Annotated in this window: 18 protein-coding genes; 7 read left to right on the top strand and 11 right to left on the bottom strand. The window is 31.7% G+C overall.

Features of this window, described 5'->3' with window-relative positions:
• Window positions 1–426: an Lrp/AsnC family transcriptional regulator gene (locus BEE63_RS11395; RefSeq protein ID WP_066021503.1), complete on the bottom strand. Its 426-nt coding sequence runs from the start codon at window positions 424–426 to the stop codon at window positions 1–3.
• A gap of 290 nt (window positions 427–716) precedes the next feature.
• Between BEE63_RS11395 and BEE63_RS11390 the strand changes: the two genes are divergently transcribed.
• Window positions 717–1,301: a TetR/AcrR family transcriptional regulator gene (locus tag BEE63_RS11390; RefSeq protein ID WP_066021502.1), complete on the top strand. Its 585-nt coding sequence runs from the start codon at window positions 717–719 to the stop codon at window positions 1,299–1,301.
• A 147-nt stretch (window positions 1,302–1,448) separates the two neighbouring features.
• Window positions 1,449–2,870, top strand: coding sequence for an MDR family MFS transporter (locus BEE63_RS11385; protein WP_066021501.1), 1,422 nt, complete (start codon window positions 1,449–1,451; stop codon window positions 2,868–2,870).
• A gap of 111 nt (window positions 2,871–2,981) precedes the next feature.
• Here BEE63_RS11385 and BEE63_RS11380 read toward each other — a convergent pair whose 3' ends face one another.
• A complete protein-coding gene (locus tag BEE63_RS11380) occupies window positions 2,982–3,704 on the bottom strand; it encodes a DUF554 domain-containing protein (RefSeq protein ID WP_066021500.1) in 723 nt (240 codons plus the stop codon).
• A gap of 283 nt (window positions 3,705–3,987) precedes the next feature.
• Between BEE63_RS11380 and BEE63_RS11375 the strand changes: the two genes are divergently transcribed.
• A complete protein-coding gene (locus BEE63_RS11375; protein WP_066021499.1) occupies window positions 3,988–5,667 on the top strand; it encodes a cellulase family glycosylhydrolase in 1,680 nt (559 codons plus the stop codon).
• A gap of 124 nt (window positions 5,668–5,791) precedes the next feature.
• Here the strand turns inward: BEE63_RS11375 and BEE63_RS11370 are convergent, their stop codons facing one another.
• Window positions 5,792–6,952, bottom strand: a complete 1,161-nt coding sequence (locus BEE63_RS11370; protein WP_066021498.1) for an iron-containing alcohol dehydrogenase — start codon at window positions 6,950–6,952, stop codon at window positions 5,792–5,794.
• A 136-nt stretch (window positions 6,953–7,088) separates the two neighbouring features.
• Entirely contained in the window at window positions 7,089–7,655 is a 567-nt protein-coding gene (locus BEE63_RS11365) for a DUF6143 family protein (protein WP_066021497.1), read from the bottom strand.
• A gap of 197 nt (window positions 7,656–7,852) precedes the next feature.
• On the opposite strand from BEE63_RS11365, the gene BEE63_RS11360 reads away from it, so the two are divergent.
• The 4 genes from BEE63_RS11360 (at window position 7,853) to BEE63_RS11345 (ending at window position 12,485) form a co-directional block, all read left to right on the top strand.
• The gene (locus BEE63_RS11360) at window positions 7,853–8,887 is read left to right on the top strand and encodes a threonine aldolase family protein (protein ID WP_066021496.1); all 1,035 of its coding nucleotides are present in this window, start codon (window positions 7,853–7,855) and stop codon (window positions 8,885–8,887) included.
• 257 nt (window positions 8,888–9,144) lie between these two features.
• The gene (locus BEE63_RS11355) at window positions 9,145–9,438 is read left to right on the top strand and encodes a CD3324 family protein (protein WP_066021495.1); all 294 of its coding nucleotides are present in this window, start codon (window positions 9,145–9,147) and stop codon (window positions 9,436–9,438) included.
• Window positions 9,439–9,630: 192 nt separating this feature from the next.
• Complete coding sequence (locus tag BEE63_RS11350) at window positions 9,631–11,196, top strand: ABC-F family ATP-binding cassette domain-containing protein (RefSeq protein ID WP_066021494.1); 1,566 nt, start codon at window positions 9,631–9,633, stop codon at window positions 11,194–11,196.
• A gap of 152 nt (window positions 11,197–11,348) precedes the next feature.
• Window positions 11,349–12,485 (top strand): zinc-dependent alcohol dehydrogenase, encoded by a 1,137-nt coding sequence (locus BEE63_RS11345; protein WP_066021493.1) that lies wholly within the window; start codon window positions 11,349–11,351, stop codon window positions 12,483–12,485.
• A 61-nt stretch (window positions 12,486–12,546) separates the two neighbouring features.
• Here BEE63_RS11345 and BEE63_RS11340 read toward each other — a convergent pair whose 3' ends face one another.
• The 7 genes from BEE63_RS11340 to BEE63_RS11315 all read right to left on the bottom strand — a co-directional run bounded on the left by BEE63_RS11340 (window position 12,547) and on the right by BEE63_RS11315 (window position 19,114).
• The gene (locus BEE63_RS11340; protein ID WP_066021492.1) at window positions 12,547–13,365 is read right to left on the bottom strand and encodes an alpha/beta fold hydrolase; all 819 of its coding nucleotides are present in this window, start codon (window positions 13,363–13,365) and stop codon (window positions 12,547–12,549) included.
• Window positions 13,366–13,395: 30 nt separating this feature from the next.
• Complete coding sequence (locus BEE63_RS21970; protein ID WP_207646932.1) at window positions 13,396–13,551, bottom strand: hypothetical protein; 156 nt, start codon at window positions 13,549–13,551, stop codon at window positions 13,396–13,398.
• Window positions 13,535–13,804: a CD3324 family protein gene (locus BEE63_RS11335; RefSeq protein WP_066021491.1), complete on the bottom strand. Its 270-nt coding sequence runs from the start codon at window positions 13,802–13,804 to the stop codon at window positions 13,535–13,537. Before BEE63_RS11335 ends, BEE63_RS21970 begins: the two co-directional genes overlap by 17 nt.
• A gap of 167 nt (window positions 13,805–13,971) precedes the next feature.
• Window positions 13,972–14,718, bottom strand: a complete 747-nt coding sequence (locus tag BEE63_RS11330) for an MBL fold metallo-hydrolase (RefSeq protein ID WP_066021490.1) — start codon at window positions 14,716–14,718, stop codon at window positions 13,972–13,974.
• A gap of 14 nt (window positions 14,719–14,732) precedes the next feature.
• A complete protein-coding gene (locus BEE63_RS11325; protein WP_066021489.1) occupies window positions 14,733–15,365 on the bottom strand; it encodes a YczE/YyaS/YitT family protein in 633 nt (210 codons plus the stop codon).
• A 172-nt stretch (window positions 15,366–15,537) separates the two neighbouring features.
• Window positions 15,538–16,794: a 4Fe-4S dicluster domain-containing protein gene (locus BEE63_RS11320; RefSeq protein WP_066021488.1), complete on the bottom strand. Its 1,257-nt coding sequence runs from the start codon at window positions 16,792–16,794 to the stop codon at window positions 15,538–15,540.
• 34 nt (window positions 16,795–16,828) lie between these two features.
• A complete protein-coding gene (locus BEE63_RS11315) occupies window positions 16,829–19,114 on the bottom strand; it encodes a sensor domain-containing diguanylate cyclase (RefSeq protein WP_066021487.1) in 2,286 nt (761 codons plus the stop codon).
• Window positions 19,115–19,156 lie beyond the last annotated feature (42 nt).

Below are 19,156 nucleotides of genomic sequence, written 5' to 3'. Positions count from 1 at the left end.
TCATTTTTTTATATTCCTCAAAATGTAATATGTTTTTGTCCTTGATACTCCCTTTAAACTTTTTATTTCATTATGAATATTATCCAGCTCCTCAGAAGACTTACAGAGTATCTTTAACATAAAATCAAAATCTCCCGTTAGATAGTAGCACGAAATTATATTATCATTTTTCTTAATTGCACTAGTGAATCCCTCATAAAATTTGGGATGATCAAGACTCACTTCCATTAAAGCGCTTGTGCTATTTCCCAATTTGCTCTCATCTAATATTACTGTATAATTTTTTATTATGCCCTTTGCTTCCATCTTACGAATACGTTCAATAACTGCTGATACTGACAAATGGATTTCTGTGCTTATAGCCGAAGCTTTAATCCTTGAATTAGCCTTTAAACATTCCAATATCTTATAATCCATATTATCCATAATAATCACCTCAAATACTGCATAACTTGAATTTCTATATATTAAAAGTGTCTTTTTCCTTTATATATTTATAGCATAATTATACCATAAGAAACTTATATTAGTACTCTCCTTTATATATTCCCTCATATAAAATGCTAGACGATCCGTGCTAAAAAACAGCTTATATTACACTGAAACTCAAAAAATAATACTAAAATTTAATTTAACCTTTTGACACATCAAAAAAATTAAGATACAATGTTCTATAGACCAGTCGTTATAATTTGTTATGAAAGGAATCATATTTTATGAACAGCAAAACTAATTCAAAAGAGAAAATACTTGAGTCAGCAGCAAAGCTTTTTCAAATAAAAGGTTACAATGCTACAGGCTTAAATGAAATTTTAAAAGAAAGTGGTGCCCCAAAAGGCTCCTTATATTACTACTTTCCTAATGGAAAAGAAGAGCTGGCTTTAGAAGCTATCAAACTGGCAAGTGAAACTATTGTAAACAGATTAAAAATTACATTAAGTAAATATAAAGATCCACGTGAAGCCATTGAAGCTCTTATGAATAATATAGTAAATGACTTAAAAATAGATAATAAGCTAAAGGATATGTCAATAAGCTTAATAGCCTTAGAAACTTATTCATCAAGTGAACTTCTTAGAAATGCCTGTTGTGAAGCCTTTAATATTCTAGGAGATATGTATACTAAAAAATTAATTGAAAATGGATTTTCTAAATGTACTGCCGAAGATTTAGGCAGATTTATTCAATTTACAGTAGAAGGAGCTATAACAGTATCGGTTACCGAAAATGATCCCACAGCGCTTTTAACAGCTGGCAAACAAATATCAGTTTTATTAAACAGTTATTTATCTAGCAAGTAGCTTATTTATGGTAAGCTATTTTCTATTTATTATAACAACCGGTCTATATAAATTTAAATCCATATGTATTAAAAATATCACACCTAAAATACATATTAGATTTTAATACCCTAGCTTTAATACAATTTTTAAAGGAGACGATATTTTATGAGCGAAGAAAGAATCGAATTTCAAGAAACTAAACCAATACATTGCAATGCAAAAGCCATGATATCTGTACTACTATTAGGAAGTTTTTTAGCCCTATTTAATGAAACTATATTAAACGTAGCATTTCCAAAACTTATGGTAGAAATGCATGTTTCTGCAACAACAGTTCAATGGCTTACAACTGGTTATGTATTAGTAGTTGGAATTCTTGTGCCTGTTACAGCTTTTCTTATGCATACTTTTACTACAAAGAATCTGTATATAGGTGCAATATCACTTTTTTTACTTGGGACAATATGTGCCGTATTTTCTAATTCATTTACAGCATTATTGATTTCAAGGTTAATTCAAGCATTAGGTACTGGCATGCTAATACCTATTATGATGAACTCAGTTTTAATCATAACTCCACCTGAAAAACATGGTTCAGTAATGGGATTATGTGTTTCTATACTTACTTTAGGTCCTGCACTTGGTCCAACGGTTTCTGGATTACTATTACAATCTTTTTCCTGGCATTCACTGTTTGTTTTAATCATTCCACTTCTAGTTATTTGCATAATTGGCGGTTTTATATTTTTGCAAAATACCTCTGTAATAACAAAGCCTAAAATTGACTTTTTATCCATAGCATTATCATCTATAGGCTTTGCAGGAACTATATACGCTGTAAGTTCAGCCGGTAATTTAAGTTTATCTTCTACTGTTATTATTTTCGCAATTGGACTAATAGCCTTAATTTGTTATTGTAGACGTCAATTATCTTTAAAACAACCAATATTAGAAGTAAGAGCTTTTAAATATCCAGTATTTTCAATAGGTATTATATTAGTTATTATAATTCAAATGTTCCAGTTTTCGATAAACATGACAATACCATTACTTATGCAAAATGGCTTAAAAACATCGTCCTTTACCTCAGCACTCGTTTTATTTCCAGCAATCTTAGTTGGTGCTATATTAACTCCATTTACTGGGATGATTTTTGATAAGGTAGGTGGTAAAATATTAATTCCCGCTGGCTTTGTAATAATATTTGCCTTCACTTTCTTATTATCCCGTGTCACACCTTCAACTTCTATAATGCAAATTACTATTATGTACTGCTTAATAATGGTAGGTCAATCAATGACTATGTCACCTATCCAGACGACTGCTCTCGGTCAGCTGCCATCTAAAAATAATCCAGATGGTGTTGCAATAGTAAATACTGCAATGCAGGTTGCCGGAGCCCTAGGTTCAGCCTTATTTGTCGGAGTTATGACAGCTTTTCAAACCAGTTATTTAAAAACTTCTCATAATGGGACAAAAGCTATATTTAGCGGATTCAATCACTCTATTACAGTTGCAGCTGTACTTATGGCAATTGGATTTATATTATCCTTAAAGCTTGCTTCAAAGAGCAAAGCTAAAAATTGAGCTATAAATTAACATATATTATTTAGGGGTATTAACTACATTCGCCCCTAATTTTTTTACCCCCAAGGCTGAATTTAAAAATGAAAATATTAATTCAACATTAAAAAAATTTTATTTTTGAAACAAACTATATACTACAACAACTAAAAGTGCAGGCAGCATATTTGCAATCTTGAACTTATTTCCAAAGGATAGATTTACACCAATACCAAAAATGAGAACAGAACCCACAAACGATAAATTTTGAATCATTTGCTGTGAAAGAATTGGCTGAATAAAATGTGCACATATAGTAATAGAACCTTGAAAAATTCCTAAGGGTATTGCAGAAAAAATAACACCTTTGCCAAGCGCAGAAGCAAAAACCATTACAATAATTCCATCTAAAATAGCCTTAGTATAAAGCATTGAAGCATCTCCCGTTAGCCCATCTTGAAGAGAACCTACTATTGCCATTGCTCCTACACATATTACTAATGTTGCTGATACAAAGCCCTCGACGAATTTTGAATCATTACCACTGCTAAACTTTTGTTTAAGTAGTTCACCAAAAGCCTCAATTTTATTTTCGATATCCATAGCTTCACCAATAAATGCACCTATAACCAATGAAATAATCATCATCATTGTTCCAGTAGTTTCAATTGTAGCTTTATGAATTACAAACATTCCTTTTAAAGTCCCAGAGATTCCAATAAACATTGTTGATAAGCCTAAAGCCTGTATCATTATATTCTGAAATCGCTTTTTTAATCCTCCATTAAATACCATGCCAATGCATGAACCTATAATAACTGCTAAAACATTCACAATTGTTCCAGTACCAACTATCATTTGTTTGCCTCTCTTCCAAAACTTCTTATATTTTCTATGTAAGCTTGTCTATCAAAATAATATCATTGAAAATACACGTTTTCAAGAATCTTTTTCATTAAAAAATCCGCTATTTGTGTTACAATTATTGACACAAAAGTAATTAAGTTGTATCCTGTTTAAGGAGCATTAATGCATAAAATGGATTTTATGTATAATAATATCATTACAAAGCCTAAATTAGCATTAAAAACCATTTTATATTACTGTTTTCGAAATTTATTAATTATATAGGGGGATTTTCATGTTTAAAAGCATTAAAAAAAGGTTATTTTCTATAGCTGCAGTTACTGCAATGTTAGTATCGCTTATACCAGCAGTATCAACTAAAGCAGACTCAACAGCTTACACTCACTTAACTGGCAACATCAATGTTAAAAAGCCATCCACAGCAGGTGCGTTACAAATTCTTAAAAAAAATGGTATTAGCACACTATGTGATGAAAGTGGAGAGCCAATTCAGCTGAGAGGTATGAGTACTCACGGCTTACAATGGTTCCCTGGCATTATAAATAACAATGCCTTTGCAGCTATTTCTAAGGATTGGAATGCTAATGTAATCCGACTTGCTATGTATGTTACTGAAGGTGGATATAACTCTAATCCATCAATTAAACAGACAGTTATTAGTGGAATAAACTATGCAATTGCAAATGATATGTATGTCATTGTTGATTGGCACATGCTTAACCCCGGCGATCCAAATGCCAGCGTGTATTCAGGTGCTCAAAGCTTTATAACTGATATCGCTAAGCTTTATCCAAATGACAAACATATAATTTATGAATTATGCAATGAACCTAATAATGATAACAATCAAGGTGTAACAAATGATGCGTCTGGTTGGGCTAAGGTAAAATCCTATGCAACTCCTATCATAAAAGCTCTTCGTGACAGTGGGAACAAAAATCTTGTCGTTGTAGGAGATCCTTTCTGGAGTCAAAGACCTGATTTAGCAGCCGATGATCCTATTGATGATTCAAACACAGCTTATACATTACATTTTTATACTGGCACTAATCCAATATCAAACGATGACACTAATAAAGCAAATGCTATGAGTGATGTACGATATGCACTTAAGCACGGCGTTGCTGTTTTTGCAACAGAATTTGGTACAAGCCTAGCAACTGGTACTACTGGCCCTTACTTAAGCAAAGCAGATGCATGGCTTGATTTTCTAAATGCAAACAATATAAGTTGGTGTGATTTTTCATTAAGTAATAAAAATGAGGTGGCATCCGCACTAGCCAGTTCTGCAAGTCTTGATCCTGGTTCAAATCAAGCATGGTCAGATAGTGAACTAACTGATTCCGGTAAATATATACGTGCTCGTATTAAAGGAATTTCTTATAACGTGCCAGATGACAATACAAAAAGTGTTACAACCGCACCAAAAGATTTTTCTTCAGGATATTGGGATTTCAATGATGGTACTACGCAAGGCTTTGGTATAAATAAAGATAGTCCAATAACTAACATTGATTTCAAAAATTCTAACAATGCTTTAGAGCTAATTAATCTTAATTCTAAAGGCAGTAACGATGTCTCTGAAGGAAATTTCTGGGCAAATGCTCGTCTTTCAGCTGATTTATTAAATACAACTATTGATATATCCGGTGATACAAAACTTACAATGGATGTAACAGCACCATCACCTACAAATGTATCTATAGCAGCCATTCCTCAAAGTTCTTCAGTTGGTTGGGGAAATCCTACTAGAGCTAAATGCGTTCATAGCTATGATTTTGTAAAACAGGCCGATGGAACATATAAAGCAACAATAACTATCACTACTGATGACAGCCCAAGCTTCAAAAAAATAGCTACAAGTACTTCTGATAGTTTAGTTAGTAATATGATTCTATTTGTTGGTTCAACTTCAGATACAATTTATTTAGATAATATGAAATTCAGTAAATAAATTGTAAAGCATCATCGTAATATTATAAACTTATTCAAAACCTCATAAATAAAATAATATTAGCCATTCTGAACTTTTTTATAGTTTCAGAATGGCTAATACTTTAAGTATAACTAAATTATTTCTACATGCACATTTTCAAAATCTTATATACATCCTCTTCATCTAAAGCAACATAAGCATTAGATAAACCGCCATGCTCCACTGCAGCTTTTGCCATTTTTCTAAAATTTGAATCATCAATTCCAATTTCGCCCAAAGTCATTGGAATACCGCAATCCTTAAAGAACTTTTCTGTTAAATTTATTGCTGCATTTGCAAGAGCAAATTTATCATTATTTGATTCGATGTGCCATACATTAACTGCATAATCATCAAATTTTTGTACCGTTTCATCACTTAAAATATATCTCATCCATCTTGGTGTTAATATTGCAAGTCCTATGCCGTGGGTAATATCATAAAAAGCACTTAATTCATGTTCAATAGCATGACACGTCCATGCCCCGGATTTTCCGCTGCCACAAAGACCATTAAGTGCCATAGAACTAGCCCACATTATATTGGCACGTGCTTCATAATTCTCAGGTTCCTTTAGTGCTATAGGACAATACTTTATACAAGTTTCCAGAAGTCCTTCTGAGAATTTATCCTGTACAAAGGCATCCTTTGTTTTCTTAAAATATGACTCGAACACGTGAGACATAATATCAGCACAACCTGCTGCTGTTTGAATTGGTGGTACAGTATATAAATATTCGGGATCTAAAATAGATGCCTGAGGAATCATCTTCACAGCTGCTGTACCAAGCTTTTCTTTAGTACTCATATTTGATATTACTGCATTTTTGTTCATTTCAGAGCCAGTTGCTGCCATCGTTAACACTGTCACAATAGGCAAAACATTTCCTATTTTAGAAGGAGTAGTAACTATATCCCATGCATCCCCGTCATAATAGTATCCTGCTGCAATAACCTTGGAACAGTCAATTGTACTTCCACCGCCTACTGCCAAAACAACATCAATTTTATTTTCTCTGCACAGCTCAACTCCACGCCTTACTGTCTCAATTCTTGGATTTGGCTCAACACCACTTAGCTCTACAATATTAAAATCCTTTAGTAATTTTTTTACTGTATCATAAATGCCATTTCTCTTGATACTTCCTCCGCCATAGGCAAGCAATACGTTCTTTCCATATCTCTTTAGTATATCAGGTAAATTAACAATTTGTCCTTTACCAAACAGCATTTCCGTATAAGCATTAAATCTAAAATTATCCATTGTCTTATCACTGTATGATAATATATCATACTTCTCCTTCCCAATTTATAATACCCTATTTATTATATACCATAATATTATTCCTAAAATAAAATAGTAATGAAGAAAGCCTTCATTACTATTTACTAAATGTATTCTATTTACAATTTACTGTTTTTTCCCACCAACCAAGTGCCACTATTGCCTCGCTTTCATTTGAGCTTTGTGATTTTAGGACAATAGTATAGTTTCCATCTGGAGCTTCTATAAATTTTCCATCTTCTTCAGCCACTAGTGTTGTATTAGGTGGCACTATTCTTTCATAGACATTAATTCCACTTTCAGGATCTTCAGCAGTAGATTCTGTAAATTTAATATCAACTTTATTCTTAGGAAGTGGTCTCAAAGCAGTGTTTGTTGGAGAAACCTTGTGAGATATTTTACTTTTTTCAGGGAAATTAATATTAAGCCATACTTCGGCAACTAAATATTCATCAGAAAAATTTGAAACAGTAAAAACATTTGCATATAAAGTTGTATTGGAATTATGGGGATTTACTAGTCCTGCCCATGCACTCAATCCACTTCTTACTTTCATAATATCCGTTTGTCCTACAAAATACCTTCTTTCTATAGACCTATATAAAGGAACTGGAAGGCTTACTACCTCTCTTGGTCTTCTACCTGTGCCATTTGAAATATAATTACCATTCTCATGTGGCATAAATAACATCTCCTAATAATTTTTCTGTATATAATATTCATTAGCATTAAATTATGTTTCACTTAAACAAAATAATTTTTTATAATAAAGTTAAAACTTAATATTGTAAAATATAATAACGAACTTCTCTTTGAAAATATTAAGCTTTATATTATACTTAATTTAATATTTCTACTATGAAAACAGGAGGAAATTTTATGATAAGTTTTACTTGTGACTACACGGAAGGTGCACACCCTAAAATATTAGAAGAACTAAATATGACAAACTATGAACAAACAGAAGGCTACAGTGAAGATAAGTACTGTAAAGAGGCAATTAGTATAATAAAAGGAAAGTGCAATTGTGAGAATGTGGATGTACATTTTCTTGTTGGTGGAACACAAACAAATCTCACAGTTATTGCAGCTGCCCTTAGACCTTATCAAGGTGCAATATCCGCTGCAAGTGGGCACATTAATACCCACGAAACTGGTGCCATAGAAGCAACTGGCCATAAAGTTCTCACTTTAGAAAGCAGTGATGGTAAAATAACCGCTGATCAAATACAAAATCTTTGTAATGATCATTATAATGCAGATGGTCCCGAGCATACAGTACAGCCTAAGCTTGTGTACATATCCAATCCAACTGAAATAGGGACTCTTTATTCTAAAGCAGAATTAACAGCTATAAGCAAAACTTGTAAGAAAAACGACCTTATACTATATATGGATGGTGCCCGTTTAGGATATGCCCTTTGTTCTGAAAAAAATGATCTTGACCTGCCTACCATCACCAAGCTTTGTGATGCATTTTATATAGGTGGAACTAAAGTTGGTGCATTATTTGGTGAGGCTCTTGTAATCAAGAATGAAAACTTGAAACCAGATTTTAGATATTTAATCAAGCAAAGAGGCGGAATGCTTGCAAAAGGAAGACTTCTAGGAATACAATTTAAAGCTTTATTGGAAGATGACACTTATTTTAAAATAGCAAAACACGCAGATGAAATGGCTATGATGATAAGAAACGCCTGCATGGAAAAAGGCTATCCTTTTCTTGCCGATTCATATACTAATCAGCAGTTTCCTATTATGCCAGATACTGTACTAAAAAAATTAAAGAAAAACTATGAGTACTCCTACTGGCAGAGATTTGATGAAAATCACAGTGCTGTGCGATTTTGCACAAGTTGGGCAACTAAAGAAGAAAATGTGTTACAATTAATAAAAGATATTAAATCAATATAAGGAAGTGAATTTATTATGTTTTTAGCTAATAGATTAAGCTCCATGCAAAGATTGTAAAGCATGAACAGCTTTTGCTTGGAGCTAATTGAATTTATAGATATCAAAGTAAATCAGCTATTTAATTTTCGCAAACTTCGTTGAGACATCGAAAGCATGCTCTTTTAAATAGCGATTTACTAATTGAATCCATATAGTTCATGTTTTATTCAGTCTTTTCTTCTTCATTTATAAATTAAATGTAGAACGGAGCGAGACTTATGAAATATGAAAAAGCACAAAATATACTGCCCCAAAGTATAATTGAAATAATTCAAAAATACACTGATGGAGCATATATTTATATACCTAGGAAAAATGAGAATAAAAAATCTTGGGGAGAAAATACTGAAACTAAAAAATATCTTAAAACAAGAAACGTGGAGATTTTTAATAAATATTCTACTGGAATATCCATTAAAAGTCTGTCTAAAGAATATTTTTTAACAGAAAATAGTATTAGGAGAATAATTAGAAAACAAAAGAACAATTGTATACGGGATTTTGGTTCTTAACTCACTATCCCCTAAAACTAAGCGGTATTTTAACGATGTTTGTGCTAAAATACCGTTATTTATTATTTATAAACTTACACCTTATAACTTATATAATCTAAAACAATACAGAAATATTTATAGACTTGAATATTTCTAAATCAGCATGCTAATATTTACTATATACAAAAAAACAAAAGGAAGTAAACAATTATGAGTATTTTAACAGTGGAAAACATGAGCCATTCATTTGGCGATAGAATATTATTTAAGAATGCATCATTTAGATTATTAAAAAGAGAGCATATTGGCCTTGTTGGCGCTAATGGAGAAGGCAAATCAACTTTTATGAAAATCATCACAGGTGAACTTTTACCAGATGAAGGTACAATTGAATGGAACCACAAATTCATCATAGGCTATATGGATCAGCATGTTGATTTAAAAAAAGGTGACACTGCATTTGTTACCTTAAAAAGCGCATTTTCAAAATTATATAACATAGAGAAGAAAATTAATGAATTGTGTGCTGAACTTGGTAATATGGATGAAGACAATATGACTAAAGCTTTAAATAAACTCTCAAATATGCAGGATATTTTAGACAAAAGTAACTTTTACGGTATTAATTCAAAAATACAGGCTACCGCTGCCGGACTTGGCATTAAGGAATTTTTAGATAAGGATGTTTCTACTTTAAGCGGCGGACAAAGGACTAAAGTTTTACTTGCCAAATTGTTACTAGAAGCCCCAGACATTTTATTGTTAGATGAGCCAACTAACCATCTTGATGAAGAACATATAGAATGGTTAAAAAACTATTTAATAAACTATGAAAACGCATTTATATTAATATCTCATGACAACAGCTTTTTAAACAGCGTAGTAAATGTAGTTTATCATCTTGAGCATAAAACATTAACAAGATACCAAGGTAATTATGACTATTTTCTTAAACTGCATGAAATACGAAAAGAGCAGCTTAAAATTGAGTACAGAGAACAGCAGAATGAAATTGCAAAGCTTGAAGATTATATAAGAAAAAATAAAGCAAGAGCCTCAACTGCGAAACAAGCAAAAGCAAGGGAAAAAAAGTTAGATAAAATTGAAAGAATAGAAATTAAAAAGAACCTTATAAAACCTCGCTTTAACTTCAAAAGCGTAAAAATGCCAGAAAGTATGATTTTTAGAGCAAGTAACTTAGTAATTGGTTATAACAGTCCTTTGAGTAAACCTCTAAATCTAAAAATGAAAAGAGGACAAAAAATAGCAATAACAGGTGCTAATGGATTAGGTAAAACAACCCTCCTTAAAAGCTTACTTGGCCTATTAGAACCTATAGATGGCAAAATAGTTTTGAGCGATTATAAAAAAATAGGTTATTTTGAGCAGGAAGTTACAGAAAATACTACACACACAGTTTTATATGACGTTTGGAACACCTTCCCCAATTTAACTCAAACTGAAGTTAGAAGTGCTCTTGCAAAATGCGGATTAACAAGACAGCACATAGATAGTCCTATTAATATACTAAGTGGAGGTGAACAAGCAAAAGTCAGATTATGCAAACTTATCAATACACCAACTAATATACTTGTTTTGGATGAACCCACTAATCACTTAGATATTTATGCTAAAGATGAACTTAAAAGAGCTTTAAAGGAATATAACGGCAGTATAATTTTAGTATGCCATGAGCCTGAATTTTACAAAGATATAGTCACAGATGTGTGGAATTGTGAAGACTGGAAAAAGCAAATGTGCACATTATCCATATAAATTTTTACAAATAATTTTTCAATAGTAATTACAGCACTTTCCGTATTTATGTCTTTCTGTCTTGCATTTAATTTTTTATTTTGTTAAATACTCTCAGATATTTTATTTTGTAAAATGGTAATACTAAATAAAAACGGAGGTGCTAAATAGTAATGAAAGCATTAGTTTATGAAGGTATTAGAAATGTTAAAGTTGAAGAGACTCCAGATCCTAAAATTGAAAAAAGTGATGATGCCATTATAAGAGTAACCTCTACTGCTATTTGTGGTTCAGATCTTCACTTAATTCATGGTTTTATTCCAAACTTACCAAAAGGTTTTATACTAGGTCATGAAACTATGGGGATTGTAGAAGAAATAGGGCCAGAAGTTACCAACTTAAAAAAGGGTGATAGAGTTATTGTCCCTGCACCTGTTGCCTGTGGACATTGCTGGTACTGTGAACATGGTTTATGGAGTCAATGCGAAAATTCAAATCCAAATGGAGAAGCAGGAGGAATTCTCGGTTACAGTAATACATTTGGAGGCTATGCTGGAGGGCAGGCTCAATTCTTAAGAGTACCTTATGCCAATGTTGGACCAAGAATTATCCCTGAAGAATTGGAGGATGAGCAAGTTCTATTCTTAACTGACATACTTCCAACTGCACTTTGGGGTGTAGACATGGCTGGAGTAAAGTCAGGAGATACTGTAGTAATATTAGGCTGCGGACCTGTAGGATTACTTGCACAAAAATGGGCTATATTTAGAGGTGCAAAAAGAGTCATTGCCGTAGATTGCATAGATTATAGATTAGAACATGCAAAAAAATATAACAACGTAGAAGTAGTAAACTTTGAGAAACACGACAATACAGGAGAATACCTAAAAGAAATTACTCACGGCGGAGCAGATTCTGTAATTGACTGTGTTGGAATGGATGGTAAAATGTCTAACATTGAAAAAATAGAAAGTGTTCTAAAACTTCAAGGTGGCTCAAAATCAGCTATAGAAATGGCATCACAAGCAGTAAGAAAAGGTGGTACCGTAGTACTAGTTGGCGTTTATGGTTCCAAATATAATATGTTTCCTCTAGGCGATTTCTTTTCTAGAAATATAACATTAAAAATGGGGCAATCTCCCTCCCAAGCTTATATCGACTATATTTTAGAATTAATTAAAGCTGGTTCATTTGATGCTACAGATATAATAACTCACAAACTTCCTATTAATAAAGGAGAGCATGCTTACAAAATCTTTGATGGTAAGGATGATAACTGCATAAAAGTTGTACTGAAACCTCAAGCTTAGATATAAAAAAATCATTTAATTTTTAAGTTATACTATATTTAAGGAAACTGTACTAATTTCCTTAAATATCTCTCACACTCTTAAGCCATTCCTCAACTAACAGGTTAAATACTTCTTCCTTCTCTATTTGCATATTATGTCCTGCCATATCCACTACCGCAAAAGTTGCTCTCGGAAAGTTCTCTAATATGCTCCATGTATCCTTATAACCAGCACAGCTATCTTGTCTTCCCGATAATATAAGCGCCGGTTCATCAAATTTTTTATCTAGCTTATCCACATCAAATGAAAATCCATAGCCATTTTGCATAATGCTTTGCAAAAACTCATGATCTGCAGCCTCAAAGCCAGCTATTATTTCATTTCTATATCTATTATATATTTTTTTATTTTGAACTACCATAGTTGAATTAAAATCCTCTGCATCTTCTACCTTTAATTTAGATAGCACTTCTTTATCTTTTATCAAAACAGTATGCTGAGGGACATTTCGATTTTTAAAATTTGGTATTATAATTGGGCAAATCATAGCGATACCATCAATTCTATCAGCCATTTTATATACTAATCCTCTAGAAATGTATCCCCCATAGGACTCACCTACAAGTAAAAAATTTTCACCTGGAATAACCTCATCAATAAAATTCTCCACAGCTTGAAGCATATCATCAGAGTTATTAATCCATTCTGCACTATCTGACTTACCCATACCTGGCAAATCAACATATATCCTTTTGTATTTTTCTTTATGCTTAAATATGGACTCCATGCAGCCCATCATTAATCTGTGATCTGCATAATATCCATGTATCATAATAATGGGTATCCCACTTCCCACTATTTCATAATTTATATAAGCGTTTTTTATCTTAAGTTTCATTCTTCTCCTCCTTTTTTATTATCACTAATTTTAAATATTTATCGGCATTCTTTTAACACATAGTTTAATTTTAATACCACTATCTATCCAATCAAAGATAATTAACGTTTCTATATAATTCTTTACATAAAAGCAGCTGACATTATTATTAAGTGTCAGCTGTTTAAATCTATTTATTTTTTCCATATACAATTTTCTTTATACTTTCTACTGAAAGAAAAAACTCCTCTGCTAAATCTTTAATCTTATATCCATTAACATATTTATTATATATGCTTTTATTCCTATTTTGTATATAAGCTCGATTTCCTGAGTTTTCCCCCCACTTCTTCCTTTTTTCCAATTCAACTGGAATATATATATATTTACCTTGAACGTATTTTTGAATTTCTTTAATTAAATCATTGGGTAAAATTGTTTCACCTTTTATATAGCTCATAAAATTCAGCTCCTTAATATATATTTCAAATTAAAGAGACAAAGTCTGAATATATGATTTTAATGAATTAACTGCACAAGCGTCTCATACTTACAGACTTTGCGCAATATATATAAGATCCTTACGTTCTAATATTTCAGCTATCATATGAATACACCTCCAATAAATTAAATTTCAAGTTCTAACCCATCTAACCCTGCATATGTATTATAAAATATTTCTTTTGCCTTCATCTCTGACTCTTTTCTGTCCTCTATGTTCTCGTATCTACTGGCATCAAAGTGCGTTAAAATAAGTTTTTTCGCACCTGCTTTAACTGCAATTTCAGCAGCTAATTCTGGATTAAGATGAATAGCAGAATCAGTAGTTTCCTTTGATCTCATGCTGCATTCAGTAATTAACAAATCTGCGTTTTTGCCTAAAGTAACAGCATTCTCACAGTAACTAGTATCTGTACAATAAGTTATAATCTTGCCCTCTAGCTCCATTCTAACTCCTAATACAAATGTACTGTGCTTTAACGGTAAAAAGGTAGTTTTGAAAGGGAATTGATTAACATCATAGGAAACTTCCATTATCTCCGCACAAAAAGGTAACTTTTCCATAGGTACTGTAAATGGCTCTCTTATAAATTGATTGAGTATTTCTTTTCCACCCTTTGGGGTAATAATATATAAGCCCTTTAGAAACTTATTCATGGATAAAGTATGTAATCCTGAAATATGATCGAGGTGAAAATGACTTAAGAATAAGTAGACACGCTTATCTTTCTTAATATACTGCTTTAGTTTTGAAATTCCATTACCACCATCTAAAATTATATAGTATTCATCAGTCTCAATAAGAATTGATACAGTGTTCCCCGTACTTGAATCAAACCAACCATTAGTCCCTAAAAAACTTATTTTTACCATTTAATTTCCTCCAATTACTCTACAAGAGCAAGCATTTTATTTTTAAATAGTCTGTTAACCAAAGCAATAGAACGCCCAACCCCAAAAACAGCAATTAATGTTCCAAGACCTATTCCTATAACTTGTTTAGTAAATAAGAAACCTATTGTTACGGTAATTAAAACACTAGATACATCTACAATATTCTTTGCAAGTCCAAGACTTATACCTGTTCTCCTTGATACTGCTTGAGTAAAACCATCTGCAGCATTTGGCACAAATCTCATTTGAACTGTCATAACCACTCCAATTCCAGTAAGCATAATTGCTATAATAAGTAAAATCAAATTTACTATGAAATTATTACTGCTTATAGTTATTATGTCATTAAAAAAATTAATTATTTGGCTAATTACAATACTCATGGGAATTTGCAGCAAGTCAAAAGCACGAAACTTTTTCCCTAAAAGCAGCATCTGACCAAATACACAGAGTATATATACAACTGCAGTAATATTTCCCAAATTTATTTTCCATATCTTTGAAATACAGTATGGAATCGAAATAATTGGAGATACCCCTAAACCCGTTTTTGTATTTAAAATAATTCCCAGCGAAAGAACTACAAGTCCAATGCAATATATTAATGCCCTATAACAATTCTTCATATGTTTTTTCTCCATTCCTAATTAATTTTGTACATAATAAAAAGGAACATATATCTAACTGTTCCATATTATTTATTATATCATTTTAAGTATCATAGTGTAACATAATTCGATTATTAAAACTTCTAAGTTTTTATTACATGTACTGTTTTTCATCTCAGGACAAGAAATATTATTTCTTGTCCTGTAGCAGCTTATCTAAGTATACTGACTTCATCTGCTTACTTGCCATAGCCTTTTTTACAGGCGGAAGTTTTAAAATTGCGGCTAAAACTGCTGCCATGGCTCTGTGACTGAACAATGCCTTATTATCAAAAATAAGTTCCTGGAGTTTACCCTTCTCAATGGCCTGAAGCACAATTCTATGAGTTGTATTAGCTGGTGTTATTATCTGCTTTGCCCTATTCTTAAGGTATATAGCCTTCTTAGGGCAATTTCTAACACAAACGCCACAACCAAGACATATTTCCTCATCATTTTTAGCTTTATGAGTTACAGGATCAACCTTCATGGCATCTATTGGACATACATTAGCACATTTGCCACAACCAACACAGCTTTCCTCTATAATCTCAGGGATAAACGGTGTGGTCTGAATAGGCATAAGTGAACCGAACTTTTTAATAGCCTGCATACCTTCGCAGCAGCATCCACAACAATTACAAAGAAATACACCGCCGCTTCTAACATTTTCTCCGCACTGAACTAAATTATAATCATATGCCATATTTAATATATCCAAGGCCTCTGCTGAATCTATAGCTCTGCCGTATCCATGTTTACTTAAAGTATAAGCACTATTTCCAAAAGTCAAGCAAGTTTCCATAGGTGCATAGCAGTCCTTACCTAAATGATGCATCTTGTGCCTGCAAAAGCACATACTTACCGTAATAAATCTAGCTTCTTTTATTACATTACTGGCTCTATCATAGTCCATTATCTCCAGTTCATTTTGTTTAGAGAGAACCCCTTCCTGTACAAAAACCTTTCCAAACCTAGTTTCAGTTCCTAAAAATAAGTCCTTAATAAAATCTTCCTCTACATTCAGGTATTGAAAATAAAGCTCCGACAATGTCTTTTGGTCAACATCATCTCTGGTTCTCATAAGAGAAAATTCAAAAAATCCAATCATAGGAGGTGGAAGACAATACTCCTTTTTTCCATCATAATCAATATCCATAAGAATTGCCTTTGAAGCCAGCTTTTGAAGTATGTTTTCTGCTTGAGCTTCATTCATCTTCCAAATACTACTTGCAGTTTTTACAGTAAAAGGTTTAATAGGCAGCATTGCTACGAGTTCTGCCTCCTTTTCTGTAAAAAGCATACTTAATATTTTATACAAGGTTTTAGATGGCGGTGCACCCTGAGGAAATCTATTAATTCTTTCTTCTAACCTTTTATAGGCTTCTCTACCTGTAATATGCATAATTCTTTATAACCTTTCCTTATATCCAATTAATTTTTTATTTCTTCATAATACTCTTTTTTTTATACATTTTTCTATCTGCCATTTTTAAAAGTTCCCTAACATCATCCGAATCACTTAAAAATTCAGATAATCCATATGAAAAACTAATTTCATCTACATCACTATCAAACCCAAAATCACAATTCTTAAGTACATTAGAAATTCTATTTATAGTCTCTACAACTTGTTTCTTACTCTTATTAACAAATACAACTGTAAATTCGTCTCCGCCACTTCTTCCTAAAATATCATCCTTATCCATTTCATTTTTAAAAATCTCTGCAAATTTTATTAAGACTTCATCACCTTTTTCATGACCATATGTATCATTAATAATCTTAAAGTCATTTAAATCTATACCACATACAATAAAAGTTGTTTTTAGATTCTTTGATTTATCTAAAATTTCATTGAACCTCTCCGTAAAATACCCTCTATTATAAACTCCTGTTAAATAATCATATCTAGACATATGCAAAACGTCTTCCAATAATCTAATGTTTTTTAAAGCTATAGCAATATCATAGCATATATACTTAAATATGTTTTTGTCTTCTTCATCAAAATCATCTTTACTATCAGTATTAAATATATTAATAAGACCTGCAACCTCTCCATCAATTCCAATACAGCAAGTTAAAATTTCTTTTGGCTCTTCATCTAAAATATCCCTCCATAAATTAAACTTACCGTCATTAAAAAATACAGGTTTTTTAGTACTTTTAATAATTATAGGATTAAATAAATTATTATTAGCAATTTTTTTAAAGTCGTACACTTCCTTTATATTATAAGTCACATCTTTTATCTTACTTGTAATATATCCTCTAGTGGCTTTATAATATAATCTATTATTTTCTACTAATAAAATACTCCCAATTTTGCCTTTTTTAATTATATCTAATATTTTATCCAGCATTAATTCCATAAAATTATCAAATTTGCAAGTAGATATCATCTCACTATTTATCTCAAAAATAGATTTTGTTATACTGTTCATTTTTTGAATATTACAATTTTGCTTTCTAAGCACTTCATTAGCTTCTTCTAATTCCTTCGTGGATTCCCCGACAAGCTTTGTGAATGCTTTAATTGTTCTGAATTCCTCTTTCTCAAAGGAACTTTTAACTTGACTTTCATTTTGAGCCCCTAAATTTCCATTACTACGACAATCTTGTTTTCCCTCAGAAACTCCTAGTATTGTCATAGATACATTGAGTACCCTACTTGAATTATTAATTGTAAAAAATTCTCCATTTGTAAAGAAGCCAAGAGTCGGGGCAATACTATTTAGAGGCGCTATATCAAGATTAATTTTTTCTCTCATAAAAGATTTCCTTATGAAACATGAGTAAACAAATAAAGCCTCAATATTTCTCTTTGCTAATCTATCACATATCTCTAAAGACCTATCTATTAACATATTTACGTTTCCAAATCCGAACTTTACCTTATCATTAACTTCAATATTACTTAAAAAGCTTAACGAACCATCATCATTGCAAGCATAAGGTACTTTTGCTATTTTAATACCATCCTTTATTACTATTAAAGGGAATTCATATGCAGATGTAGGAAGCTCTTTAGCCACTTCATCTCCAAGATACTTTCTATATATATCAGCGGTTTTTATATTATCTATAGTATAAACTCTATCATTCTCCGCTTTAGTAACAGTCATAAGCTTTCCTATAGTTGACCAACCAAAACTGTATTCTGTTATAACATTCAGCTGTCTTCCAGTAAGCGAAACAGCTGCAGCACCATTTTTACTAATACCCTCCTTAGTAAAAACAAACGTGTTCTTCAAATGCCCATTGTCACCAGCTTTACCCCCACTTATAGGAATACTACTATTTATTGATTGTATTCCTTTAAGAATGTCAAAGCTATTAGTCGCTACTCCTTCTGAAAACAAAATAATAACTTTTGTGTCATCCTCTATTAATTCCTTAGCAATAATAACTCCCAATTCATACTCATTATCATTACTATTTAAAAGTTTTGATTTAATTTTTACTTTGTCAAAAATAGTAACTGATATCACAACGTTATTTGTGAGTATTTCCTTACCTTTTATCTCTCCGCCTGTTGTTGTTCCTATGATTTCTGCTTGTGGCAATATAGATATTATTTCACTTATAATATTTTCAATGAATTTTACATTAATTACTCCAGTAAAGACTTGAATTAATATATTATCATTTTCATGTATATTATTGCTATATATGAAAGACTGCATTTGCTCAAAATTATCATATACAAATCCATATTGCTTCATAGTACCATCCCTTACATAATATAAATTATTGTATCTCATTAT

The sequence above is a fragment of the Clostridium pasteurianum genome (genome assembly GCF_001705235.1).
Classification (GTDB): Bacteria; Bacillota; Clostridia; order Clostridiales; family Clostridiaceae; genus Clostridium_S; species Clostridium_S pasteurianum_A.
Note: the sequence above shows the minus strand (reverse complement) of the source record. Positions and strands in the feature narration are given on the sequence as shown.